The 20,345-nt window shown below is 45.1% G+C and carries 19 protein-coding genes; 3 read left to right on the forward strand and 16 right to left on the reverse strand.

Going from position 1 to position 20,345, the window contains the following annotated elements:
- Positions 1–24: 24 nt before the first annotated feature.
- The 11 genes from Q0537_RS00865 to Q0537_RS00915 are packed head-to-tail and all read right to left on the reverse strand — an operon-like array spanning position 25 to position 10,426.
- Positions 25–888, reverse strand: a complete 864-nt coding sequence (locus Q0537_RS00865; protein ID WP_005871911.1) for a formate/nitrite transporter family protein — start codon at positions 886–888, stop codon at positions 25–27.
- A complete protein-coding gene (locus Q0537_RS00870; protein WP_291936428.1) occupies positions 889–1,341 on the reverse strand; it encodes a hydrogenase 3 maturation endopeptidase HyCI in 453 nt (150 codons plus the stop codon).
- Positions 1,341–1,685 (reverse strand): formate hydrogenlyase maturation HycH family protein, encoded by a 345-nt coding sequence (locus Q0537_RS00875; protein WP_005871907.1) that lies wholly within the window; start codon positions 1,683–1,685, stop codon positions 1,341–1,343. The genes Q0537_RS00870 and Q0537_RS00875 overlap by 1 nt, the downstream gene beginning before the upstream one ends.
- Positions 1,682–2,506: an NADH-quinone oxidoreductase subunit B family protein gene (locus Q0537_RS00880; RefSeq protein ID WP_297944045.1), complete on the reverse strand. Its 825-nt coding sequence runs from the start codon at positions 2,504–2,506 to the stop codon at positions 1,682–1,684. Before Q0537_RS00880 ends, Q0537_RS00875 begins: the two co-directional genes overlap by 4 nt.
- Positions 2,503–3,042 (reverse strand): formate hydrogenlyase complex iron-sulfur subunit, encoded by a 540-nt coding sequence (locus tag Q0537_RS00885; RefSeq protein WP_177386902.1) that lies wholly within the window; start codon positions 3,040–3,042, stop codon positions 2,503–2,505. Before Q0537_RS00885 ends, Q0537_RS00880 begins: the two co-directional genes overlap by 4 nt.
- Positions 3,039–4,775, reverse strand: coding sequence for a hydrogenase large subunit (locus tag Q0537_RS00890; RefSeq protein ID WP_005871901.1), 1,737 nt, complete (start codon positions 4,773–4,775; stop codon positions 3,039–3,041). The genes Q0537_RS00885 and Q0537_RS00890 overlap by 4 nt, the downstream gene beginning before the upstream one ends.
- Positions 4,776–4,777: 2 nt before the next feature.
- Positions 4,778–6,259: a hydrogenase 4 subunit F gene (locus Q0537_RS00895; RefSeq protein ID WP_299224309.1), complete on the reverse strand. Its 1,482-nt coding sequence runs from the start codon at positions 6,257–6,259 to the stop codon at positions 4,778–4,780.
- A 2-nt stretch (positions 6,260–6,261) separates the two neighbouring features.
- Positions 6,262–6,906 carry a hydrogenase 4 membrane subunit gene (gene hyfE, locus Q0537_RS00900; protein ID WP_297879995.1) on the reverse strand — a complete coding sequence of 215 codons (645 nt, stop codon included), beginning with the start codon at positions 6,904–6,906 and terminating at the stop codon, positions 6,262–6,264.
- A 1-nt stretch (position 6,907) separates the two neighbouring features.
- Positions 6,908–7,846 carry an NADH-quinone oxidoreductase subunit H gene (locus Q0537_RS00905; protein WP_291936444.1) on the reverse strand — a complete coding sequence of 313 codons (939 nt, stop codon included), beginning with the start codon at positions 7,844–7,846 and terminating at the stop codon, positions 6,908–6,910.
- A gap of 10 nt (positions 7,847–7,856) precedes the next feature.
- A complete protein-coding gene (locus Q0537_RS00910; RefSeq protein WP_299224312.1) occupies positions 7,857–9,830 on the reverse strand; it encodes a proton-conducting transporter membrane subunit in 1,974 nt (657 codons plus the stop codon).
- On the reverse strand, positions 9,827–10,426 hold the full coding sequence (locus Q0537_RS00915) for a 4Fe-4S dicluster domain-containing protein (protein WP_005871891.1): 600 nt from the start codon (positions 10,424–10,426) through the stop codon (positions 9,827–9,829). Before Q0537_RS00915 ends, Q0537_RS00910 begins: the two co-directional genes overlap by 4 nt.
- Before the next feature lie 394 nt (positions 10,427–10,820).
- Between Q0537_RS00915 and Q0537_RS10385 the strand changes: the two genes are divergently transcribed.
- Positions 10,821–13,088, forward strand: coding sequence for a molybdopterin-dependent oxidoreductase (locus Q0537_RS10385; protein WP_298028413.1), 2,268 nt, complete (start codon positions 10,821–10,823; stop codon positions 13,086–13,088).
- Between the two features lie 890 nt (positions 13,089–13,978).
- On the opposite strand, the gene dctP is transcribed toward Q0537_RS10385, so the two are convergent.
- The 4 genes from dctP to Q0537_RS00945 all read right to left on the reverse strand — a co-directional run bounded on the left by dctP (position 13,979) and on the right by Q0537_RS00945 (position 17,900).
- Entirely contained in the window at positions 13,979–15,172 is a 1,194-nt protein-coding gene (gene dctP / locus Q0537_RS00930; RefSeq protein WP_299224314.1) for a TRAP transporter substrate-binding protein DctP, read from the reverse strand.
- 1,033 nt (positions 15,173–16,205) lie between these two features.
- Positions 16,206–16,448, reverse strand: a complete 243-nt coding sequence (locus tag Q0537_RS00935; protein ID WP_298756997.1) for a hypothetical protein — start codon at positions 16,446–16,448, stop codon at positions 16,206–16,208.
- On the reverse strand, positions 16,438–17,490 hold the full coding sequence (locus Q0537_RS00940) for a 3'-to-5' oligoribonuclease B (RefSeq protein WP_299224316.1): 1,053 nt from the start codon (positions 17,488–17,490) through the stop codon (positions 16,438–16,440). The genes Q0537_RS00935 and Q0537_RS00940 overlap by 11 nt, the downstream gene beginning before the upstream one ends.
- Positions 17,487–17,900 carry an Rrf2 family transcriptional regulator gene (locus Q0537_RS00945; RefSeq protein ID WP_298021739.1) on the reverse strand — a complete coding sequence of 138 codons (414 nt, stop codon included), beginning with the start codon at positions 17,898–17,900 and terminating at the stop codon, positions 17,487–17,489. Before Q0537_RS00945 ends, Q0537_RS00940 begins: the two co-directional genes overlap by 4 nt.
- A 104-nt stretch (positions 17,901–18,004) precedes the next feature.
- Between Q0537_RS00945 and rpsO the strand changes: the two genes are divergently transcribed.
- Entirely contained in the window at positions 18,005–18,277 is a 273-nt protein-coding gene (gene rpsO / locus Q0537_RS00950; protein ID WP_299224319.1) for a 30S ribosomal protein S15, read from the forward strand.
- Positions 18,278–18,807: 530 nt separating this feature from the next.
- On the forward strand, positions 18,808–19,278 hold the full coding sequence (locus Q0537_RS00955; protein ID WP_299224321.1) for a hypothetical protein: 471 nt from the start codon (positions 18,808–18,810) through the stop codon (positions 19,276–19,278).
- Positions 19,279–19,509: 231 nt separating this feature from the next.
- Here the strand turns inward: Q0537_RS00955 and cmoA are convergent, their stop codons facing one another.
- A complete protein-coding gene (gene cmoA, locus Q0537_RS00960) occupies positions 19,510–20,214 on the reverse strand; it encodes a carboxy-S-adenosyl-L-methionine synthase CmoA (protein WP_299224323.1) in 705 nt (234 codons plus the stop codon).
- Positions 20,215–20,345 lie beyond the last annotated feature (131 nt).

Here is a 20,345-nt window from a genome sequence, read left to right on the forward strand (position 1 = left end):
TATATCGTGCTGAAGCGCGATAGATTAGTCTTTCTTTTTCATATCGTATTTATTTACCATAAATCCGACCAAGCCTACGAAAAATAGACCGCCGCAGATGTTACCTAGCGTAACTGGGATCATATTTTTAACGATGAAATTTCCCCAGTTTATTGAATCTATTTGAGCTGCCGTTACACCGTGAAGCGAGCTTGCAAGAGCATTTACATCACCACCTGCAGCCGCAAGGTAGTGGCCTTTAGCGATGATACCTTCAGTTAGGATAAACATATTTGCCACGCAGTGTTCCATCGAGCAAGCTACGAATGCGCCGATCATCCACATAATTGCAAAGAATTTGCCTGATAGATTACTCTCACTGGTCGCAGTCCAGATAGACATACATACAAACACGTTACAAAAAATTCCGCGGATGAATAGCTCATGAAAAGGTGCGTTTATTTTGCCTGCTGCTGCAGGAATGAAGTGCTGCAAGATGTAGCCATCATATTTAAGCGGAAGTCCTGAGTAATAATACATATACGCGATTAACGCGCCACCTACAAAGTTAAAGCACCAAACGATAGCCCAATATCCGATAGTTTTACCTAGCGGTAATTTGCCGTCGGCAGCAGGTACGCCCGTTAAAACCGAGCTGGTAAATAGATGCCCACCGTAAAAAACCACCATCATCAGACCGCAGCTAAAGGTAATACCGCCGATGAAATTCGATAAGCCAATAGATTGCTTTTCAGCCATTCCGACGGTCGAGTGAGCCCAGAAAATATCGCCCATAGCGATTGCAGCGCCCGCCATTATAGCTAGAAAAATTATGCTAATTAGCGGGGTATGCGCCTTGTGTTGCATCGAACTAGATACCGCTTGCGCGGTTTCTGCAGGATTTAACATTTACTCCTCCTCATTTAAATTTGAATCAATTTCTAAGATACGCTCATAAGCTTTTTGCGCGCTTTTTTTTGCGCTCTCGCTCAGTCCTTCTTTAAAATCAAGGACGTTATCGAGCAGTACGCTAATGCCCAAAAACAACGTCTTTGGGCAAATTTTGCGCAGATAGCTTAGAAGCACCGGCGTAGGCAGGTTATGCGTCGAGTATATGTAGTCGCGATCATTGCTGAGGTCGAAAAATTCTATCTTATCCTCATCAAAGCCGCTCATCGCATCTACTACGATCAGAATTTCAGGGGCGAATTCCCTAAGGGCCGCAAATTCGTTTTCGGGCACATCCTGCCCATAAAAAACGCGCCAGTCCTTTAAGTTCGCCTCGACTATTCGCCCTGTTTCATTGCCCACGTCATCGTCGCCGCGAAGGGGATTGCCGATACAAAGCAACGCCTTTCGCATCAAAAATCCTTCCTTAGCACGAAGTATCCTTCGCGCATATTTTTTAGCAGATCTTTAAGCTCACATTCGCAAAGCTGAGGGATTAGCTTAGCTGCGTGCTCGGCAAAAATTTCAATCTCGAAATACTTGCTTAGGTTACCGATCTTAAATTTAACGTAGTCGCCCGAGTTCTCGATGATGCGTTTAAATTCTTCATCGTCTATCTCAAGTACCTTTTCGCTAAAATCTATCGTACCTACGCCGTGACCGACGCAGGTGGAAAAAACCTTGATATCCTTTAGCTCTTTGGGTAAATTTTCATTTTCGTCCATATGCCGCTTTGTAAGCTTAAAAACCTCAATCATCGTTTGCTCCAGACCTCTTTTTGCGGATCGATTTTAAATTCCTCCGCAGCGCGGGCGTATTTTAGATATACGTCATTGTGCAATAGTGCCATGCACTCCGCGTATCTAGGATCCTCTTCGGTGTGGATAGCGTTAAGTAGAGCCTCGCGAGAAGCTTTTGGATCGTGAACGTCAGATGAGGTTTTGATCGCATCCATATATTTTGCAAATAAAACCCTTCCGAAAATATAGCTCATCAGCCTCTTAGCTTCAGCTTGCAGATCGCGCTCGAATAAAATATCGCCGATAACTGAACTCTTAACCGGTGGCGGAAGAGTACTATCTTGCTCGTAGCTCTTCTTTTGAAGCTTTTGATCGATGATGCCAAGCGCCATGCCAAGACCATAGATGATGCTAGCAGGATGCGGAGGGCAGCCGGGGATATAAACATCTACCGGTACAATCTTATCGATACCACTCCATACGCTATATGCGTCATGAAAAATTCCGCCAGTACTTCCGCAGGCCCCAAGAGCTACTACGATCTTTGGATCAGGTGCAGCCTCATAAGCGCGGAGCAGCGGATAATACATCTGTCGAGTAACCGGACCGGTGCAGACTAAGATATCTGCGTGGCGAGGGTTGGCTACGAGTTTAAATCCGAAGCGCTCCGGATCCCACATCGGCGTGATAGAAGCAAAAATTTCGATTTCACAGCCATTGCAACTTCCGCAGTCGATACGATAAACGCTGAAGCTTCGTTTGATATTTTTCAAAAGCTCCAATTTTGCGGTTAGATCGTTTGCGTTTTTAATATTTTCGGGGACTTGATACAAACTCATTTTATTGCCTCCTCTATACCTTTGGTCACTCTTTCGACCGCTTGAGCTTTTTTGCATTCAGGACAGATATAGAGGTACTTTTTAGCTTCTTCTAATCTGCCTGGAAGCAAATTTGCCGTACTTAGCTTTTCTAGCGTGTAATTGATGAGCCTTTTTGGGGTCATCGGCTTGCCGCAGCAGCTGCATTTCTCCATCTCAAGCTCGCCGTGTTGGATAAGTGCGCTTTTATCAAATTTTACCGCTAGCTCAAAGCTATTGCCTAGCCTTACTGCTCCCGTAGGGCATACTTCGTCGCAGCGCCCGCAAAATATGCAGCGCCCGCAGTCAAATTCCCAAATAAGTTTGGTTTGAGCTTCGTTCATCTTAAGCTCGATTGCATTAGATGGGCAGGCGATACCGCACGCGGCACAGCCTATGCAAAGCTCATAGGTGTATTCAGGCTGCCCGCGAAAATTCTCGGGCACGATGTATGGCTCAAACGGATAAGCATAGGTCGCCTTACCATATTTTTCGGTAATGTCGAATAATTTCATCATCTTAAATCCTTTTTGCTAACCTTGCCGTCTTGGCAAAATTTCTTAAGGTCTTTTTCGGTTAGAATTTTACTCTTTCCGCTATTAATATCGACTAAAGTTACGCGCTCGGTGCATGAGTAGCACGGATCCATCGAGCATACGATTAGCGCCGCATCGGAGATGTTATTTCCGCGGAATTGAAATCGCAAGCTCGGCCAGTTGTTATACGTAGCGGCGCGACATCTCCAGCGGTAAACCTTCTGAGCGTTTCCTTGCATGATCCAGTGGACATTTTCGCCGCGCGGTGCTTCGTCGTGACCTAAAGCGTAGTTTTCCGGTCTGATCATAGTCTGTGGATCGATCATTATCGGAGTTTGCGGCATTTGATGCAAGCACTGCCTGATGATGTGGATCGATTGTTTGAGCTCTTTATATCTTACGACTTCGCGACTGAATACATCGCCACCGTGCTCTACGGCTACTTCGAATTCTATCTTGTTGAAGAAATCATAAGGGTGATCGTAGCGGTTGTCGCGTTTAAAACCGGAAGCTCTCATATTCGGACCTACCGGGCTAAAATCACGCGCCACTTTGCGATCTAATACGCCCACACCTTTCCAGCGACCGATTTGGCGTTTATCCTCCATAACGGCGTCCCAAATTTCAGAAATTTGAACATCAAGTTTATTGATGATCTCGATGCTCTTGCGAATTTCATTATCGGTCATATCACGGCGAAGTCCGCCCATAATTACATTGCCGTAAGTCTTGCGGCCGCCGGTTACGAGCTGAGCTAGCTCCATAGAATACTCGCGCACCCTAAAGATATGCATAAAGGCGTTGTAGTTGCCCGTTACCTCGCAGGCTAGACCGATATTTAAAAGATGGCTGTGAAGGCGCTCGATCTCAAGGCAGATGACGCGGATAGCTTGCGCACGAAGCGGAATTTCAAGCTTGATAGCTTTCTCTGCTGCTTCAATACACGCAATCGCGTGAGCGTAGCCGCAAATTCCGCAGACGCGCTCTGCTAAATAGCCCATCTGATCATAATTCATTCGGTTTTCAGCTAGTTTCTCCATACCGCGGTGTTGATAAAATAAGCGATAGTCCGCATCGATAATCTCATCGCCGTCGCAAAATAGTCTAAAGTGTCCCGGCTCATCGCTCGTTACGTGAAGAGGTCCAAGTGGAACATCTACTACGCCGTCGCCGCTAGGAAATAAAAACTCTGCATTGGGCTCGTCTTTATGATCTACAGGATCGGGTCTATAGCGATAGTCCATCGCGTCTTTGCGAAGCGGATGAAGTCCATCCGGCCAATCGTCGCTTAGCACTAAACGGCGTTTATCAGGCAAGCCCTCAGCGATTAAACCGAACATATCGAAGGCTTCTCTTTCGTACCATACGCAAGCAGGCACTAAAGGAGTAACTGACGGGAATGTAGGATCCGATCCGGGAATTAGCGTCCTAACGGTGATGAAGCATTTATCCTCTGCGGCAAAATCCTCCGCTTCGGTCATCTTGCCACCTTCCATAGATATCGCATAGTAAAGTGCGAAATTTCCGTTTAGCTCGCGCTCATCGTTAGGGATCATCGTGCTGATAAAACCGCCGATGTCATAATATAGCGTCTTAACCGCAAGCGGCAGATCATTTCTATCCACTAAAACGGTGATTTGATCCTCGGCTTGGCGGGTAACTTCTAAGACCTTGACTTTGGTCTTTAAAATTTCTATAAATTTATCGCCTCTCATTTTTAACCTCTCATCATTATTCTAACGCCGTTTTCGACGAGCATCCAAAAATCACCTACGTGCCATACGCCGAAAATTATCACTAAAGCGCAAAGCAAGATTAGCGGTAAATTTTCAAACAAGCTCATCTCTTTAGCATAAACCACTTCACCTTTAGGTGTACCGAAGCTCGCTAGATTAAAGTGTGCGAAGTCCGCGATGAAAATAATTACGAGCGCGATCGCAAATAATGCTACGGCTATGTATTGACCGCTGGCTATCGCGCCTTTGAAAACGTTAAATTCGCTTACAAAGATCGCAAACGCAGGAACGCCTACGAGCGAGCAAACCGCAGCACCAAACATTATCGTAGTAAGCGGAGCGATTTTTACCATGCCGCCCATTCTAGTCATATCTTTGTGACCGTAAATTCTAGCGATATTACCGGTAGAGCAGAATGCAAGAGCCTTGGTAAAGCTGTGAGCTAAGCAGTGAAAGATCGCGGCAAGCAAGCCGAAATATCCGCCGATACCTAGCGCAAATGCAATAACACCCATATGAACGACCGAGTGGTAAGCAAACATCCTTTTTACGTCGTGTTGGCGAACGAGGAAAATTCCTGCTATAAATAGCGTGATCGTGCCCGAGATCAGCATCACGTGCTTAACGAAGTCTGGCCCTACCGCTTCGGCGCTTACCGCGTAATATCTAAATATCGCTAGCATCGCACATTTTAAAAGCACACCCGAAAGTAGTGCTGAAATAGGAGCCGGACCTTCTGCGTGAACGTCAGGAAGCCAAGTGTGAGTAGGAGCAAGTCCTGCTTTGGTTCCAAAGCCGATTAGAGCGAATATAAAGATAAGCTTAGCAGCATCTTTGTTTAAGCCTTTGGCGTGATCCATAATGCTAGTCCAAAGCATCGAAGCCTCGCCGTCGCCCGTGATTTTGAATGTAGCCGCATATAGTAAAACGGTAGCATAAAGCGCGAATGCTAAGCCGATCGAGCAGATGACGATATATTTGTAACCGCTCTCGGTAGATTTTTTGTCTTTATGAATAGCGACCAAAAATACCGATGCTAACGTAGTGGCCTCTACTGCAGCCCACATAAACGCGACGTTGTTGCAGATAACGCTAAGCGTCATCGTAAAAACGAAAACGTGGCAGAGCGCGTAGTATTTTCTAAGATCGCTAAGATCCAGATGACCGCCCTGTATCTCCCATTTCATATAGGTGGTGGAGTATAAATTTACCAAAAAGCCCGTTACGGCGATTAGCACTAAAAATACGCAACCTAGGCTATCTAGGAATAGAAATTTATCGTATGCGTAAAAAGCCTCGAAGTTGCCGCTGATAAGCTTGCCTACGTTACAGAGTAGCCCTGCGGATGTAACTGCAGAAATCAAAACGTGTAGCGAGCTTAGGAGCTTGAAATTCTTAGGGCATAAGAATAATATCAGCGCTCCGAGCAACGGAAAAATTAATATAAAAGCTAAACTATTCATCATTAACCCCTTAAATTCGAAGCTTTAGACGTATCAAGCCCGTCATAAGCTTTGTAAAATCTAACTGCCAAAACGCTCATAATAATAACCGCAAAGATCGCGTCGGTTAAAATTCCAAGCTCGACTAGCTCGTGAGAGTTGTAAGCCATAAGCGCAAGGCTTAGGTGGATGCCGTTTTCAAAGAGGCAGTAGGCTAGAATTTGCTTGATGAAAGAATTTCTTAGCATGAAGCCGAAAATTCCCATCATAAATACGGTTACTGCCGCTATTAGAACGATTCTTTCTTGAATAAGAGAGAATTTAAGCAAGATCGGATTGATTGTCATCGCAATTGCTAGCGAAAATCCCATCGCAATAACGGGGCTTACGAAAAAGCCGCCTACCGGCTCATCCTCGCTGATCACATCCAGCTTTTTAACTAGCCAAAATAAAATTCCTGGCACGAAAATAACCTTCGTAAAAAACGCCACTATCGCCCAAATTCTAAGCTGCGGCGCATTGAAGTTAGAATACAGCATAAAAAATATGCTTACCAAAAGTAGCGTCTGAATCGCGTAAATTCCGATCGAAAGCTTTAAATTTCTAAGTCCGAATACCGCGAGTGACGTTACGATCATACAAATTGCTAAAATATCGATACTATTCATCTTAAAATCCTACTACGTAAAGCGTTAATGCCGCAAAAGCGATGGCAAGAGCACCGCATGAAATTTTGCGCATGCTCGAAGTCATTCTGAAGCGTGGTCCAAAGTTGTCGATGAAAACGGCTGCTACGTAAAATACGCCAGTTTTTAGCACAAAGATTATGATCGCCAAAAACGGATTGCTAAAATTCCACGGCTCAAATATCGTTAGGAATAATCCGATCATCGCAAATTGCTTCAAAATAAGCGCCGCTTGTACTAAGCCCAAATCGCTACCTGCATATTCGCCCAAAAGTCCTTCTTGAAGCTCTTGCTCGGCTTCGGCAAGATCAAATGGCTTTCTGCCGGTCTCGACATACATACACCATAAAAATGCAATCGAAGCGACAGCAAAGCTTGGAATTTGATAGCCGATCTGACCGCTGCGTACCATCCCCTGAATCTCAACTAAATTTGAAGTTCCCGCAGCCATCATTACTACGATTAAGCACATCATCATCACAGGTTCGACAAAAACGGCAAGCATCTGCTCGCGTCCGCCGCCGGTTGCGGCAAACGGGTTACCGCTATCTATCGAAGCCGCACCGAATACGAAGCGCAAAAGCGCACCTAGATATAAGATAACGAAAATATCCGAATATGCTCCGAAAATTTTATCGGTGGTTGGATCGCTGTATGTAATAGGAATAGCCGCCAAAATCGCTGCCGAAGTAGCGAAAAGGAAAAACGGCGCCCATCTAAATACCCAGTGGCTGCACGCAGGAACGGTCCTGCCGCGCTTAAAAAGCTTAATAATATCACGGTAAGTCTGGAAAAAATCGCTTCCTTGTTTCGACTGAAGTTTGGCTCGAAGTTTTCTAGCCATACCGTCGAAGAGCGGAGCGACTAGGACGATAACCGCGACTTGAAATATCATTAAAAATATAGTTTGTATAGTCTGCATCTCAAACCTCCTAGATCAAGAAATATCCGACGCCCAGTATCGCGCAAAGATAGATTAGGATGTAAAGCGTATATAAATTTGCATAGCCGCTTTGAATAATTCCTATCTTATCGGCGATCTTCTTACTCCAATCGATTACCGGTTGATAAATCATCGTCCACCAAATGTCTTGTGGGTGGTTGTGATACTCGATCGGTCCGAAGTAGCCGTTTTGCTCTATTCTGCGTTTATGACCTCTAAATAACCAGTCCATAATCTTTCTTAAATCGCCGGTAAAAGGACCGCCGGTCATCTGCATGCGAGGGCTATATTTAAAACCGCATGCCCAAGGATCTGTCTCGCGAGGTTTGTCGCGATTTGCTTTCATAACTGCTAGGATGATAAACGGAAGCAGCATTGTAGAACACAAAATTACTGCAATAAGAGGAGTTGAAACGATACTTCCCAAAGGCGAAGTGATTGACGAAGCGCCTAGGCTTGCGACAAATTCTCTATTGGAAGTGATAGAATTTACCGCCTGCATTATGTAATCGACTATGAAGTGTGCGCCTACGCCAAATCCCACGCAGCCCATCATCAGTATGATCATTCCTAAAACCATTCCTAATGGGCTTTCTTTTGCATTTTCCCAAATTTTTTCATCCCTTGGGGTTCCTGCGAAGATTACCGCATAAAGCTTAAGGTGCATACCGACCAAAACGCCGGTGAGTGCAAGAGCGACCACTGCTAAAGAGAAGGCGTATCTAATGAAAATTCCGCTTTCCTTAGCGCCTTGAAGCATTCCTTGATAGGTAAACCACTCCGAAACGAAGCCGTTTACCGGAGGAAGCGCTGCAATACCCATAATACCGATAAACATACCGATAGCGGTTAGAGGCATTTTTTTAGCTAGCCCTCCTAGCACGTCCATATTTTGCGTATGAGTAGCGTGGATTACAGAGCCTGCACATAAGAATAGCAAGCCTTTGAATATCGCGTGATTTACTACGTGGTAGCAGCCTGCTAAAAATCCGACTGCACCTAGCGTTACATTGCCTGCTGCGACGCCGTAAATTCCGGTGCCAAGACCCAGCAAGATAATGCCGATATTTTCAACCGAGTGGTATGCAAGAAGCGCTTTAAAGTCGTGCTGGCACAACGCGTATAAAACGCCAAAAAGCGAGCTGGCTGCTCCTAGGATCAAAACTGCAAGCCCAAAATAAATGCTTAGTGGCAAAAATAGCGTAAATTTAACAAGGGTAAAGAGCGCTACTTTAATCATAACGCCGCTCATTAGCGCAGAGACATTTGATGGAGCCGCAGGGTGAGCTTGCGGTAGCCAAACGTGAAAAGGCCACATTCCAGCTTTTGAGCCGAAGCCGACCAAAAACAAGATGAATGCTGCTACGGAAGCGCCCATCGGCATATTTACTTTTCCCCACTCCGCAAATTCGAAGCTGCCTGCGTAGTTTGCAATGATAAGTAATCCACAGGTGATACAAAATGCACCGATCTGTGCTATACCTAGATATACCATAACGGCTTTTAGCGTGCCTTTGCCATCGTTTACTATGATTAGAAATGACGAGATTAGCGTCATAAGCTCCCATAAAACAGCGAAGCAAAATACATTATCCGCACTGATGACTAAAAGCATAGATAAGATGAAGGTATTAAATAAACATGCAAAAACGCCGATATTTGCCTTTCCGATATATTCCTCAGCATAGCTCATACCGTAAACGCTGCTTGCAAAGCCTATAAAAACGACTACGAAGCTGAAGAAATTTCCAAGCGGACTTAAAGCAAATTTTGGCGCATATAAGAAAGTACCTCCCAAAACGAAGCTGTCGCTTACGCCCATATTGGCTACGAAATGACACATCGCGTAAAAACAGCTGATAGCACCTAATCCAAATCCCACCTTAACGGCAGTTTTTGGAGCGCAGTATAAAAGGATACTAATTACTGCACTGACGATAAATAAAGTATAGACGCTTATCATTTTGCGCCTCCTTCTTTTTTGGCGACGCAACTGATTTCGCCGTTTAACACGTCTTTTGCAAAAGCATTAGCCGCATCGTAGTCTATCGCAAAGCCCAATTTATGCTTACCTTCTTTAGGATCTATCATAATGATAGCGCTAGTTGGGCAAACCTCGACGCATGCAGGACCGTTCTCGCGTCCGTTGCATAGATCGCATTTGATGGCGGTGCTTTTGGCGCCCGCTTGGCTTTCGATCTCGAGATAATACTTCGGCTCGACCGCATAATTTACTGACGGCATAAGCTCGGCATTCGAGCTGATCGCGCCATAAGGACAGGCGAGCGTACACATCTTACATCCGATGCAAATTTCTTCGTGTAATTCGATATAGTTATTATCGAAGCGAAGCGCACCGGTAGGGCAGACATTTGCGCATGGTCCGTCATCGCACTGCCTGCACTGCGTAGGCATAACGCCGTAAGCCTGTCTAAGCACGGTAAGTCGCGATTTAGCAAGCTTGCCGCGCTCGTAGGCACTTGAGTAACAGGCCGCCATGCACGTCGTGCAACCGATACATCGTTTGTAATCGCAGATTACAAATTTATGTTGTTTCATACCTTTCTCCTTGACTTAAGGAATTTTAAAAATTTTTTACTAAAAATTTTGGTGTAATTATATTTAAGTCCGTAAAAAAATTCCGTCATTTATCTGACGATATTTGGAATTTATTTGATAAATTTGCTTTCAAAGCTTAAATTTAAAAACTAATTTCTTTTTTAAACCGGTTCGTTGATTATTTGCTTTAAATGTCTAGTATATCAGTATTAAAGTATATTTTAAAATTTAAATTACTACTGAAATTACCCTAACTTACTCCTAATTATAATTGAAAAAATTCTTTTAGCTTAAGGCAAAATTTCAATTTTATTTTAGGTAAGAATTTATATAATTGTGCCGAAATTGCATATATGGTAATTTTGCATGTTTAGTATTTTCGAAAGGAGAAAATATGGCGAATAAAGGCAAGGTCATATGCCCTTATTGTGGCACAGGCTGTCAAATCGAGCTGACTGCGGAAGACAATTATATCAAATCCGCAACCGGCGTAAGCGACAACCCTGTAAATCAAGGTTGTTTATGTTTGAAAGGTTATTACGGATGGAATTACGTAGGCTCTAGAGACAGGCTTACTACTCCGCTAATTCGTAAAAAGAATGGCAAATTTAGTAAAGACGGCGATTTGGTCGAGGCTAGCTGGGACGAAGCGCTTGATTTGGTTGCTAAAAAGATGCTAGAGGTTAAAGAAAAATACGGCGCCGACGCGATAGCCGGAAACTATTCCGCACGCTGCACGCATGAGGATAACTACGTAGCGCAGAAGCTACTTAGAATTTTAGGCACGAATAATATCGATCACTGCGCGCGCATTTGACACGCTCCGACTGTGGCAGGTCTTGCCAAAACAATCGGTAACGGAGCGGCTACAAATAGCTTCACGGAGATCGGAACTCACAGCAACTGCATTATGATGATCGGCTCAAACCCGGAAAATGGTCATCCGATCGTAGCTATGCACGTTCAAAGAGCGTTAAATAGAGGCGCTAAACTCATCGTCATCGACCCGGTTAAGACGGAATTTGCAAATCGCGCAGATATCCACCTCCAGCTTGAGCCGGAGCACAATATCCCGGTCATCAACGCTTTAATCCATGCTATTATCGACGAGGATTTGGTAAATCACGAATTCGTTGAGAAATACACTAAGGGTTTTGAATATGTAAAAGAGGCGGTTAAGGATTATTCGCCTGAGGCCGTAGCTAAATACACTAGGTTAAACGCTGAAGATATTAGAAAAGCGGCTAGAATTTACGCTACTACGCGACCTGCGGTTATCACGCACGGAATGGGTGTAACTCACTTCAACCACGGCGTAGGCGCGGTTTGTGATATTTCAAATTTAATGCTCGTAACGGGCAACGTAGGCGAGCTAGGCAGCGGCGATCTACCGATCCGCGGACAAGAAAACGTTCAAGGCTGCTGCGATATGGGAATGCTTCCTAACGTATTTACCGGCTACAAAGCTGTGACCGACGAAAGTGCCCGCGATTGGTTTGAGCGCCAGTGGAATTTACCAAAAGGTCATCTAAACGGCAAGATCGGCATTCATAAAACCGAAGTGCCTGACGCAATTCTTGATGGTAGGGTAAAATTCTTTTGGACGATGGGCGAAAACCCGGTTATGACCGATCCGAACGCAAACCACTTCTTGCGCGCGATTTCGCAGGTAGAGATGTATGTGATCCAAGATATTTTCTTAACCGAGACGAGCCGCAAAGCAGATGTCGTGCTTCCTGGAGCTTGCAGCGGCGAGAAGGAGGGCACTTATGCTAACGCCGAGCGCCGCGTACAGCATAGCGAGATTGTAGTTGCCCCTCCAGGACAAGCTAGACAAGACTGGGCTATCATCTGCGAACTTGCCAGACGCCTAGGTCTAGGAGATTATTTCACATTCCAATCTCCAGAGCAGATTTGGGAAGAGGTGCGCAGGGTAGCTCCACACAACTACGGCGGAATGAGCTATTACCGCATCAAAAAATACCACGGACTTCACTGGCCGTGCCCTGATGAGAATTCTATGGGCGGACCTGCATTGTACCTTGATAAAAAATTCTTTACCCCGGACGGTAAAGGAAATTTCGTCCCAGTTCTATTTGTGGATGATAAGAGCAAGATCGAAAGCGCCAAAGAGGAATTCGCAAAGCGTATGAATATGCCGAAAGATTATCCTGTAATGGCGGGCTCCGTGGACGAGAAGACCGATGCAGAGTTCCCAATCCAGCTTCTAACTACGCGTAAGGTTTATGAGTACGCGGGAGGCGCGATGACTAGGCGCTCTAAGACCGTAGAGCAGGGCGGCGACGCGATAGGACCGATTGCGGAAATGAATCCGAAACTCGCCGAGCGATATGGAATTTCGCAAGGCGATTTCATCGTCGCGTGGAGCCGCTACGGCTATATCGCGATTAAGGCGGACATCACCGAATGTATAATGGATGGTATCATTCAGATGTCTTATCACTACTGGGAGAGCTGCTGCAACGAGCTAACCAGCGGCGGCTGGGATCTAATCGCCAAAACTCCTACGTTTAAGGCGGCGATTCAGATTAAAAAGATCGACGAAGAGGAATTTTTGCGTATCCGCGAGCTTAAGCGCATTAAATTTCAAACCAATAAAGTCGTTTACGACGACTTCCACCACCATCCGATTAAATTCTAAGAATTTAATCTTATCCGTAGATTCGGGGCTATGCTCCCGAATCTACTTTTTAACAATCAATTCAAATAATATGAAATTTTGGCGATTTAGCCGTCTTGCAGTATTTTAAAGATCAAAAATTTAAAAAATTCAATAAATTCTGCGGTACTTCAAATACGTCTCTTTGCGTGGTCGCACTATCGAATAAGAGGGCAGTTGAAATTTATCTGCTATTGCGTTAATAGATGTGGCGGCAGAGACTGGGCATTCGCGATTTATCAAATCCTAATAAATTTAGTCTTAATCAGAGCGGCATAATAGAGTAAATTTTATAGATAAGCATGATAATAAGGCTATTTTATCGCGATAAATCTTACCAAATTACATTATTGATTAAATTTTAACGCGCGCAGGCTGATTTTATGCGAATTAACCTATATTGCCAAGAAATGCCATAATTTTAATAACGCAAATGCAATTTTTGTGATTTTAATATATAAATGCAAAAGGCCCATAGGCTTTTAAAGCGCTAGACGCGGCTTTTAGTCTTAAGAGTTGCAAATGCCGGTTTCTAGCATAACCGGAGTAGTTTCGCGCTCCGTCTGAAATCCATAAATTTTGATTTTAAAATTTTAGATTTAAAATTCCGAATTCCGCCGTGCTTGGAGCTCGGAATTTTTATAATTTTATTTTATCGCGTGTTTTTGGCGTTCTATTTTCACGCGGGAGCCCTTTGCTGCGCCAGATCACGCCGCTTGCGATGTTAAAGCTATTGCGCCAAAGCTGCTGCGGCAGAATTCCATTTACTTTATGCAAAAGTAGTTAGAATTTCCGCCGCTTGTCGCTCCTGAGCTACTTATTGTGCCGGTCTATTCGTCGTGCCTTAATTTTTATCACTCGCAGCACCCGCTTTACTTTGTCGCGCCTAAATTTTTGCCGTCCGTCGCATTAGAATTGCTCGCAGCGCCGTGATTTTCGCTGCTTGCAGAATCTGAGTTTGTCGTACCGCTAGAGCCCGCGGAGATTGGATTTACTGCACTTTCGCCCGCGATACCGCTTACGTTATTTATGTAGGCTACGGTGCTTATTTTATTCCATTCTCTGCCGATTTTCAAAAACGCGCGCTGGCTGTCTAGGATCTCTTTAAACATCGGATCTTTCGCCGCTTCTTCGTCTAAGATTTCATTCGTTGCTTTTTTAAGCGCGGCTATCACGTCTGCAGGGAAGTCGCGCACCTGCACATCCGGAAACTGCGCTTTTAGCTCCGCCCAAATGCGAGCGTTTTCATAAAAGCCCTTATTTTGGAAGTTCTCTCCGGCAAGTCTTGCTGCAGCCTCTAAGATCGCTTGAAGATCCGCAGGCAGCTTCTCTAGCGCCTTTTGATTTACCAGCAGCTGGCAGTCTCCCATAGGTTCTTGCCAGCCTGTGTAGTAGTATTTAGCCACTTTATGAAATCCAAGTGGCATATCATAGACAGGGCTTACCCACTCGACCGCGTCGATCGTACCCATCTCTAACGCCATAAATAGCTCGCCCGTAGGCACCGTGTTTATAGTAGCGCCCAGCTTGCTCATCACCTCTCCGCCTAGCCCCGGTATGCGGAATTTAAGCCCTTGCAAATCTGCGACTGAGTTGATCTCTTTTTTAAACCAGCCGCCCATTTGCATGCCGGTAGATCCCATCAAAAAGGTCTTTATGCCGTATTGCGCGAACATCTTATCGTTAAGCTCTCGCCCACCACCATAGTAGTACCACGCGTGCTGCTCATCGGTAGTCATACCGAAAGGCACTGCCGTCCAGAGCATAGTTTTGGCGTCTTTGCCTTTATAATAATAAAGCGAAGTATATCCTAGATCGTATTGACCGCTTTTGACGAAGTCGAATATGCCAAAGCTTGCCTTGTGCTTGCTCGGCGTATCGATGCGGATCTGAAGCCTACCACCGCTAAGGCTTTCGGCATAGTTTTTAAAATCCTCGGCGGCAGCGCCCAAAACTGGCGTAGTCGCCTCCCATGTACTAGCAAGTCTTAGGCGATAGACCTTATCGTCGCCGAAAAGCTGCGAGCACAAAAGCATGAGACATGCAAACAAAAAAATCTTTTTCATTTCTATCCTTTCATAAAGTTTTAAATTCATAAAATTTCAAAATTTAGCGCGCCGCCGGCTTAAAATTTACTCGCGTCCTGCGTCACTGCTACGAAATTCTGATTCACGGTGTCTATTTTATCAACACGTTGCTTTCTATTCTATTTTACGACGCTTCATCTTATAGGCACCTTGCTCTGCAAATATCTTATTTCGCGACATTTTGTTTCTAAGCGCTCTACCCAAGCTTTTTATTTTACAATGCCTGGCTTTGCGACGATAGAGTGCTGCGTTCGTTTTAATTTTGCCGCGTTCGGGCGTACTTACCACACCCGCGTCATATCTAGCGATAATATTTTATCAAGCGCGCTTATTTAAAAGCCTCTGGCAGCAGACCTATTTTGCTTAGAAACAACAAAAGTATCTTAAAATGCCATCTCTGCGCTTTTGCAGATAAAATTCTCCCTTCCTTTCAAAGCGAGCTTTGTCATTTCAGCAAGCTTAGACGCTACGCCATTTTTTGATCTTAGACGGCAGAATCGTGCTTTTAAATTTAAAATTCCGCAATCTGCGCAATCTTCGCGCCACACTGGCAAACAAAGATTTAGCCTTTATATTTAAATTTTTGCACCTTAGTTAAGCACAAAATTCCGCGCGGAGTTTTGATGCAAATTCCTCGCGAAGCCTAGATTAGAATTTTACGCAAAGCTGCCCCATATTGCCTAAAATTTTTGCAAAATTCCGTGCCGCAAAATGCACTTAAAATTTTAAATTTGCTATTGTGCGGAATTTCTTAGCGTAAATTCTAAGCCTTGAAATTTTGCTCTTGTTTGACAGCATAAAATTTTATTTGCAAAGCCTGCTTGCTAAATTTTAAAATTTTAAGCCTAAGCCCGCAAAATTCTGCATTCCGCATTTTAGAAATTCTATTTCGCAAAATTTTATCTCGCGGATTTCTCGCTCCATAAATTTCTGCGCTCAATGAAATTTTACTCCGCATAGTTTGCGCTTCGTAAAATTCTAGCTCGCAAAATTTCGCTTAAAATTTCGCGAGCTAGCCCTTATTTTCAAATAACTCCGCGTGTTTGCTACGCAAAAACTCGACCACGGCGATCACTTCGTCCGCACCGCTGGCATCCGAGTTTGCAAGCACCGTGTCGATATTTTCGATATACAGCTGCGCCGCATCGGCGAGCCGCTCGCGTTTCACGCCCGCATAAAGCAGCATCGCGTCAAGCAGGATATTAATCTCGTAGATGAGGTCTTGCTCGGCGATTTTTTCGTCATTAGTTTTCATCTTCTTCCTTTGAAATTTGGGTTTTTTTCTCGATCAGATCCACGATTTGCGCCTTTACGGCTTCGTACGAGCTCGCGTCTTTAAAGCCCGCAAACATCCCGCCGCTCGCGTTTACGTGCCCGCCGCCGCCGAGGAGCAGCTTTGCCATTTCGCTAACGTCGATCTTGCCGTCTGCGCGGAAGCTGAGCGTTTTTTTGCTCGTTACGTCGATAAAAAAATCGACATCGGGATTTTGCGTCAAAAAGTCGTTGCCGATGACGCTTACGTTGCCGATATTGTAGGTCAAAATGCCCTTTTTACCGAGGTAGTCGATCGCAAAGCGCTGCTTTTGCGCGCTTAGGCGGGTGACTACGAAATGCGAGACGAGATTGCTTAGCGTATCGTCGCGCTCGCTTTTAAAAAATTCCTTCTTTATGCCGTGCAGCGCGCTATCTAGCGCGATGTGTGCGTCCGCCTCGTCTTGAAATTTAAAAATTTGTTCTAACAGGAAAAAGATATAATCCCTGCTCTCCCGCTCAAACATAATTTTATTGATCTCTTTCGCGCCCGAGACCATGCCGAGGCAGACCTTGCCGAGCTCAAACTCGCTCTGCTCTTTCAGCCAGATATCCACGGCGTTTACGACGCGCACGAGCTTATCCAGCCGCGGCGAGCCGCCGAACATCGCGCTGAAAAAATCATAGGTGATCTTCGTAGCGCAGCGCGAAGAGTCTAGGAAATACCACGGGAATTTTTTCGCGCACTCAAGTCCGCTTTGATGATGATCCAGAAGTATCACGCGAGCGTTTCGACGGGCTAGTTCGCCGCTAAATTTCTCGCATTGCGCGGGCAGTAAATTTAGATCGGTGATTAAAACCAGGCTTTTTTCGTCTGCGTCCGTAGCGAGCCGCTCGTCGATACTAGCGAGGATGAGATCAAATTTTTCGTTTATCTCCTTGCCATAGTTGGCGTTGAAAAATTCCACATCCATCAAATAGTGCGCCGCGACGAACTGCGCGCCGTAGCCGTCCAGATCGGTGTGGCTTAGGTGATATATTTTCATTTGCGCTCTTTGCCGATGATGTTTGCTAGCGTGATCGTATCCATATACTCATCGACCTTCTCCTGAAGCTCGCCGAACATTAGATTGACGCGGCACAGCGTGCGACCGTTAGGGCAGGCGTCGATCCCCTCGGCGGTGCAGTCAAATACCGTCGCCTTGCGTCTTTCGGCGCTTTTGATGATCTCGCTTAGCGTGATTTCATTCGCATTGCGCGCGAGCACGAAGCCGCCTTTGGCGCCTTTGAAGGAATTTAAAAGTCTCGCGCGAGCCAAATTTTGTAAAATTTTAGCCAAAAAGCTGCGTGAAATTCCAAGCTCGCTAGAGATCGAATCGACATCCATAGACTCATTCTTACGGGCGATGCAGATCATTGAAAGTAGGGCGTATTCGCTTGCTTTTGTAAAAAGCATTTATTCTCTCCTTTGGTGTCAAAGCGTGCATTTTACACAAAGAAAGCAAAAATTTAGGTTAATTAAGTATAATCGCTTCCTATTTTACCGATCAGGAGGTCGTCATGGCTTTAGACACGGCTCAAAAAGCACAGATAGTTGCGAAATTCGCTAGAAGAGAGAAAGATACGGGCTCTGCAGAGGTGCAAATCGCGCTTCTTACCGAGAGGATCACGCTTCTTACCACTCATTTGCAAGCAAATCCGAAAGATTTTTCATCTCGCTTAGGACTACTAAAGATAGTAGGTCAGCGCAAAAGAATGATGAAATATCTTAAAAACAAAGACTACGCAGTTTACTCCAAGCTCGTTAGCGAGTTAAATTTAAGAGATAAATAAGCTCCTTTGCTCTCGGCGGCGTTTATTTCGCCCCGCGATTTATACACGGCGTCCGTCAAACGGCGGACGCTTTTTTTATGCCAGGAATTTCAGTGATTGCGATTTTGAAATTCTAAAATGCGGTGTCGCCAAATTTTTAACGTTTTAAAATTCATCCATCCGCCATTCGCTTGTCCGCAACGCCTTGTCTTGACGCAACATTTCTAGCTTCGGCGCAACGCCTTTGTCTCGATGCAATGCTTTTGTTCTTTCTTGCTTCCTGCTAGAGGCTTGCAAAATTTTGACATTTTAAATTACGCCTATCGTTTTATTTTCGCCATTTAAATTATCTGAATTCTTATCGCTTGAATTACCGCTGTTATTGCCGTTCGGATCTAAATTTTTCGCTCGGGTTGTCTAGCTCGCTTTTAAAATTTGAGCGAAAAATGCCGCCGCGTTGATTTAAAATTCTGCTTTATAAAAAATTCAGCAAATTTTAATGGGGGGGGGGGCGTATTATTTACAAATTTTATTTTTAAAAAGGAGCGATTATGCAAGACATAGATTATTTTCACGGGATAGTAAGCCGCTCGCAAAAAGAGGTCGTAAGCGACTTTGAAAGCCATACCTCCTTGGGCGAGTACGGATTTTCTACCGATCACAAGACCACCCATAGATATGTTTGGTCGTTTCGGCTTAAAAATTACGGCAATGCAATTTTTAGGCTAACCGCTGCTAGCAAAGATGTCCTCATAGCCGAAGGAGACGATATAGCGGGGCTATACACCGTAAACGGCGGATATAATTACGCGCATATAATCGTAAATAAGACTAGGGATTTTGAATATCTAGGAGATTTTTCAATAGCCTATAAAGATAATAATTATATACGGGATCTCATCGGGACTTTTTTTTGGATAGCGGTGCTCGCCGTGATATTCGGTTTTTTTGTTTTGGGGGTCTTGTATCATCAAACTTCCATCTTTTGCCAGAATGGCTTGGGCGGCTTATCAGTTTTATAATATTTTGGCTGCTTCTTTCTATCGGTGAATTTAGAAAAATCAAACAAAAAGCCGATAATAAAGCATTTTTAAGGAATATCGTAGAGGAATTTCGCGACCGATACGAAAACGAAGAGATAGACGAAAATACGGGCTTAATTATCCGATAAAATATATGATTTTCTATGCAAAACGTGTAGAAAATCACGAATTTCATTTCTTTAAAATTTTTGCTTCTTATGATTTCAAAGTCTATTTAAACGCCGCGAAGCTCATAAAATTCGCCCATTTAAAGATACTTTCGACACGCTTAAAGCCTGCGTTTAGCGCCAAGGCGCGGTTTTCCGCCTCGGTGTAGGGCACGAGCACGTTTTCGAGCGCCTCGCGTTTTTGCGCGATCTCGTAGCGCGAGTAGCCCTGCGCGCGCTTGTAATCCTCGTAAATTTCGATCATCCGGCGCGCCAGCGCAGGCTCTTCGTAAACGATCTTTTCGCTAAAGATCAAAACCCCGCCCTCGCGCAATCCGTCGTAAATTTTACTCACGAGCGCGGCTCGGCGCGGCGGTCTGATAAACTGCAAGGTGTAGTTTAGGATCACGGCGTCGCAGTCCGCGAGGTTCGCATCCAGCACGTCAGATACGCTAAGCTCGAGCTCGGCGCCGAACGCCGCTGCCTTGGCGCGGGCATTTTGTATCATCGCCTCCGAGCTGTCGATGCCGCACAGCCGCAGATCTGGGCGCAGCGCAAACAGCGCCAGCAGCGCGGTCGCAGTCGAGCAGCCAAGATCGATCACGCGTGCCTTTTGCGGCAGTATCCGCGCCAAAAGCTCGCTGCTAAGCCGCGTACTCGCCTCGTAAAACGGCACGCTGCGTCCGATCATATCATCAAAAACCGACGCGACGCTGGCGTCAAACTCAAACTGCTTTTTGATAGGCTCTTTAAAAATTTCGTCTTTCATCCGTTCCCTTTTTTTGCTTTGCTATTCGCGCAGTATCCGCCTTGCGGTTGCCTAGCACGGGATTTTTCGCCGCACTTGCCCGTGCGGCTCGCTTAAATTTTACACTCGGCGCGCGTTCTTTGATTGCGGAC

It is taken from the genome of uncultured Campylobacter sp., from assembly GCF_938017775.1.
Classification (GTDB): Bacteria; Campylobacterota; Campylobacteria; order Campylobacterales; family Campylobacteraceae; genus Campylobacter_B.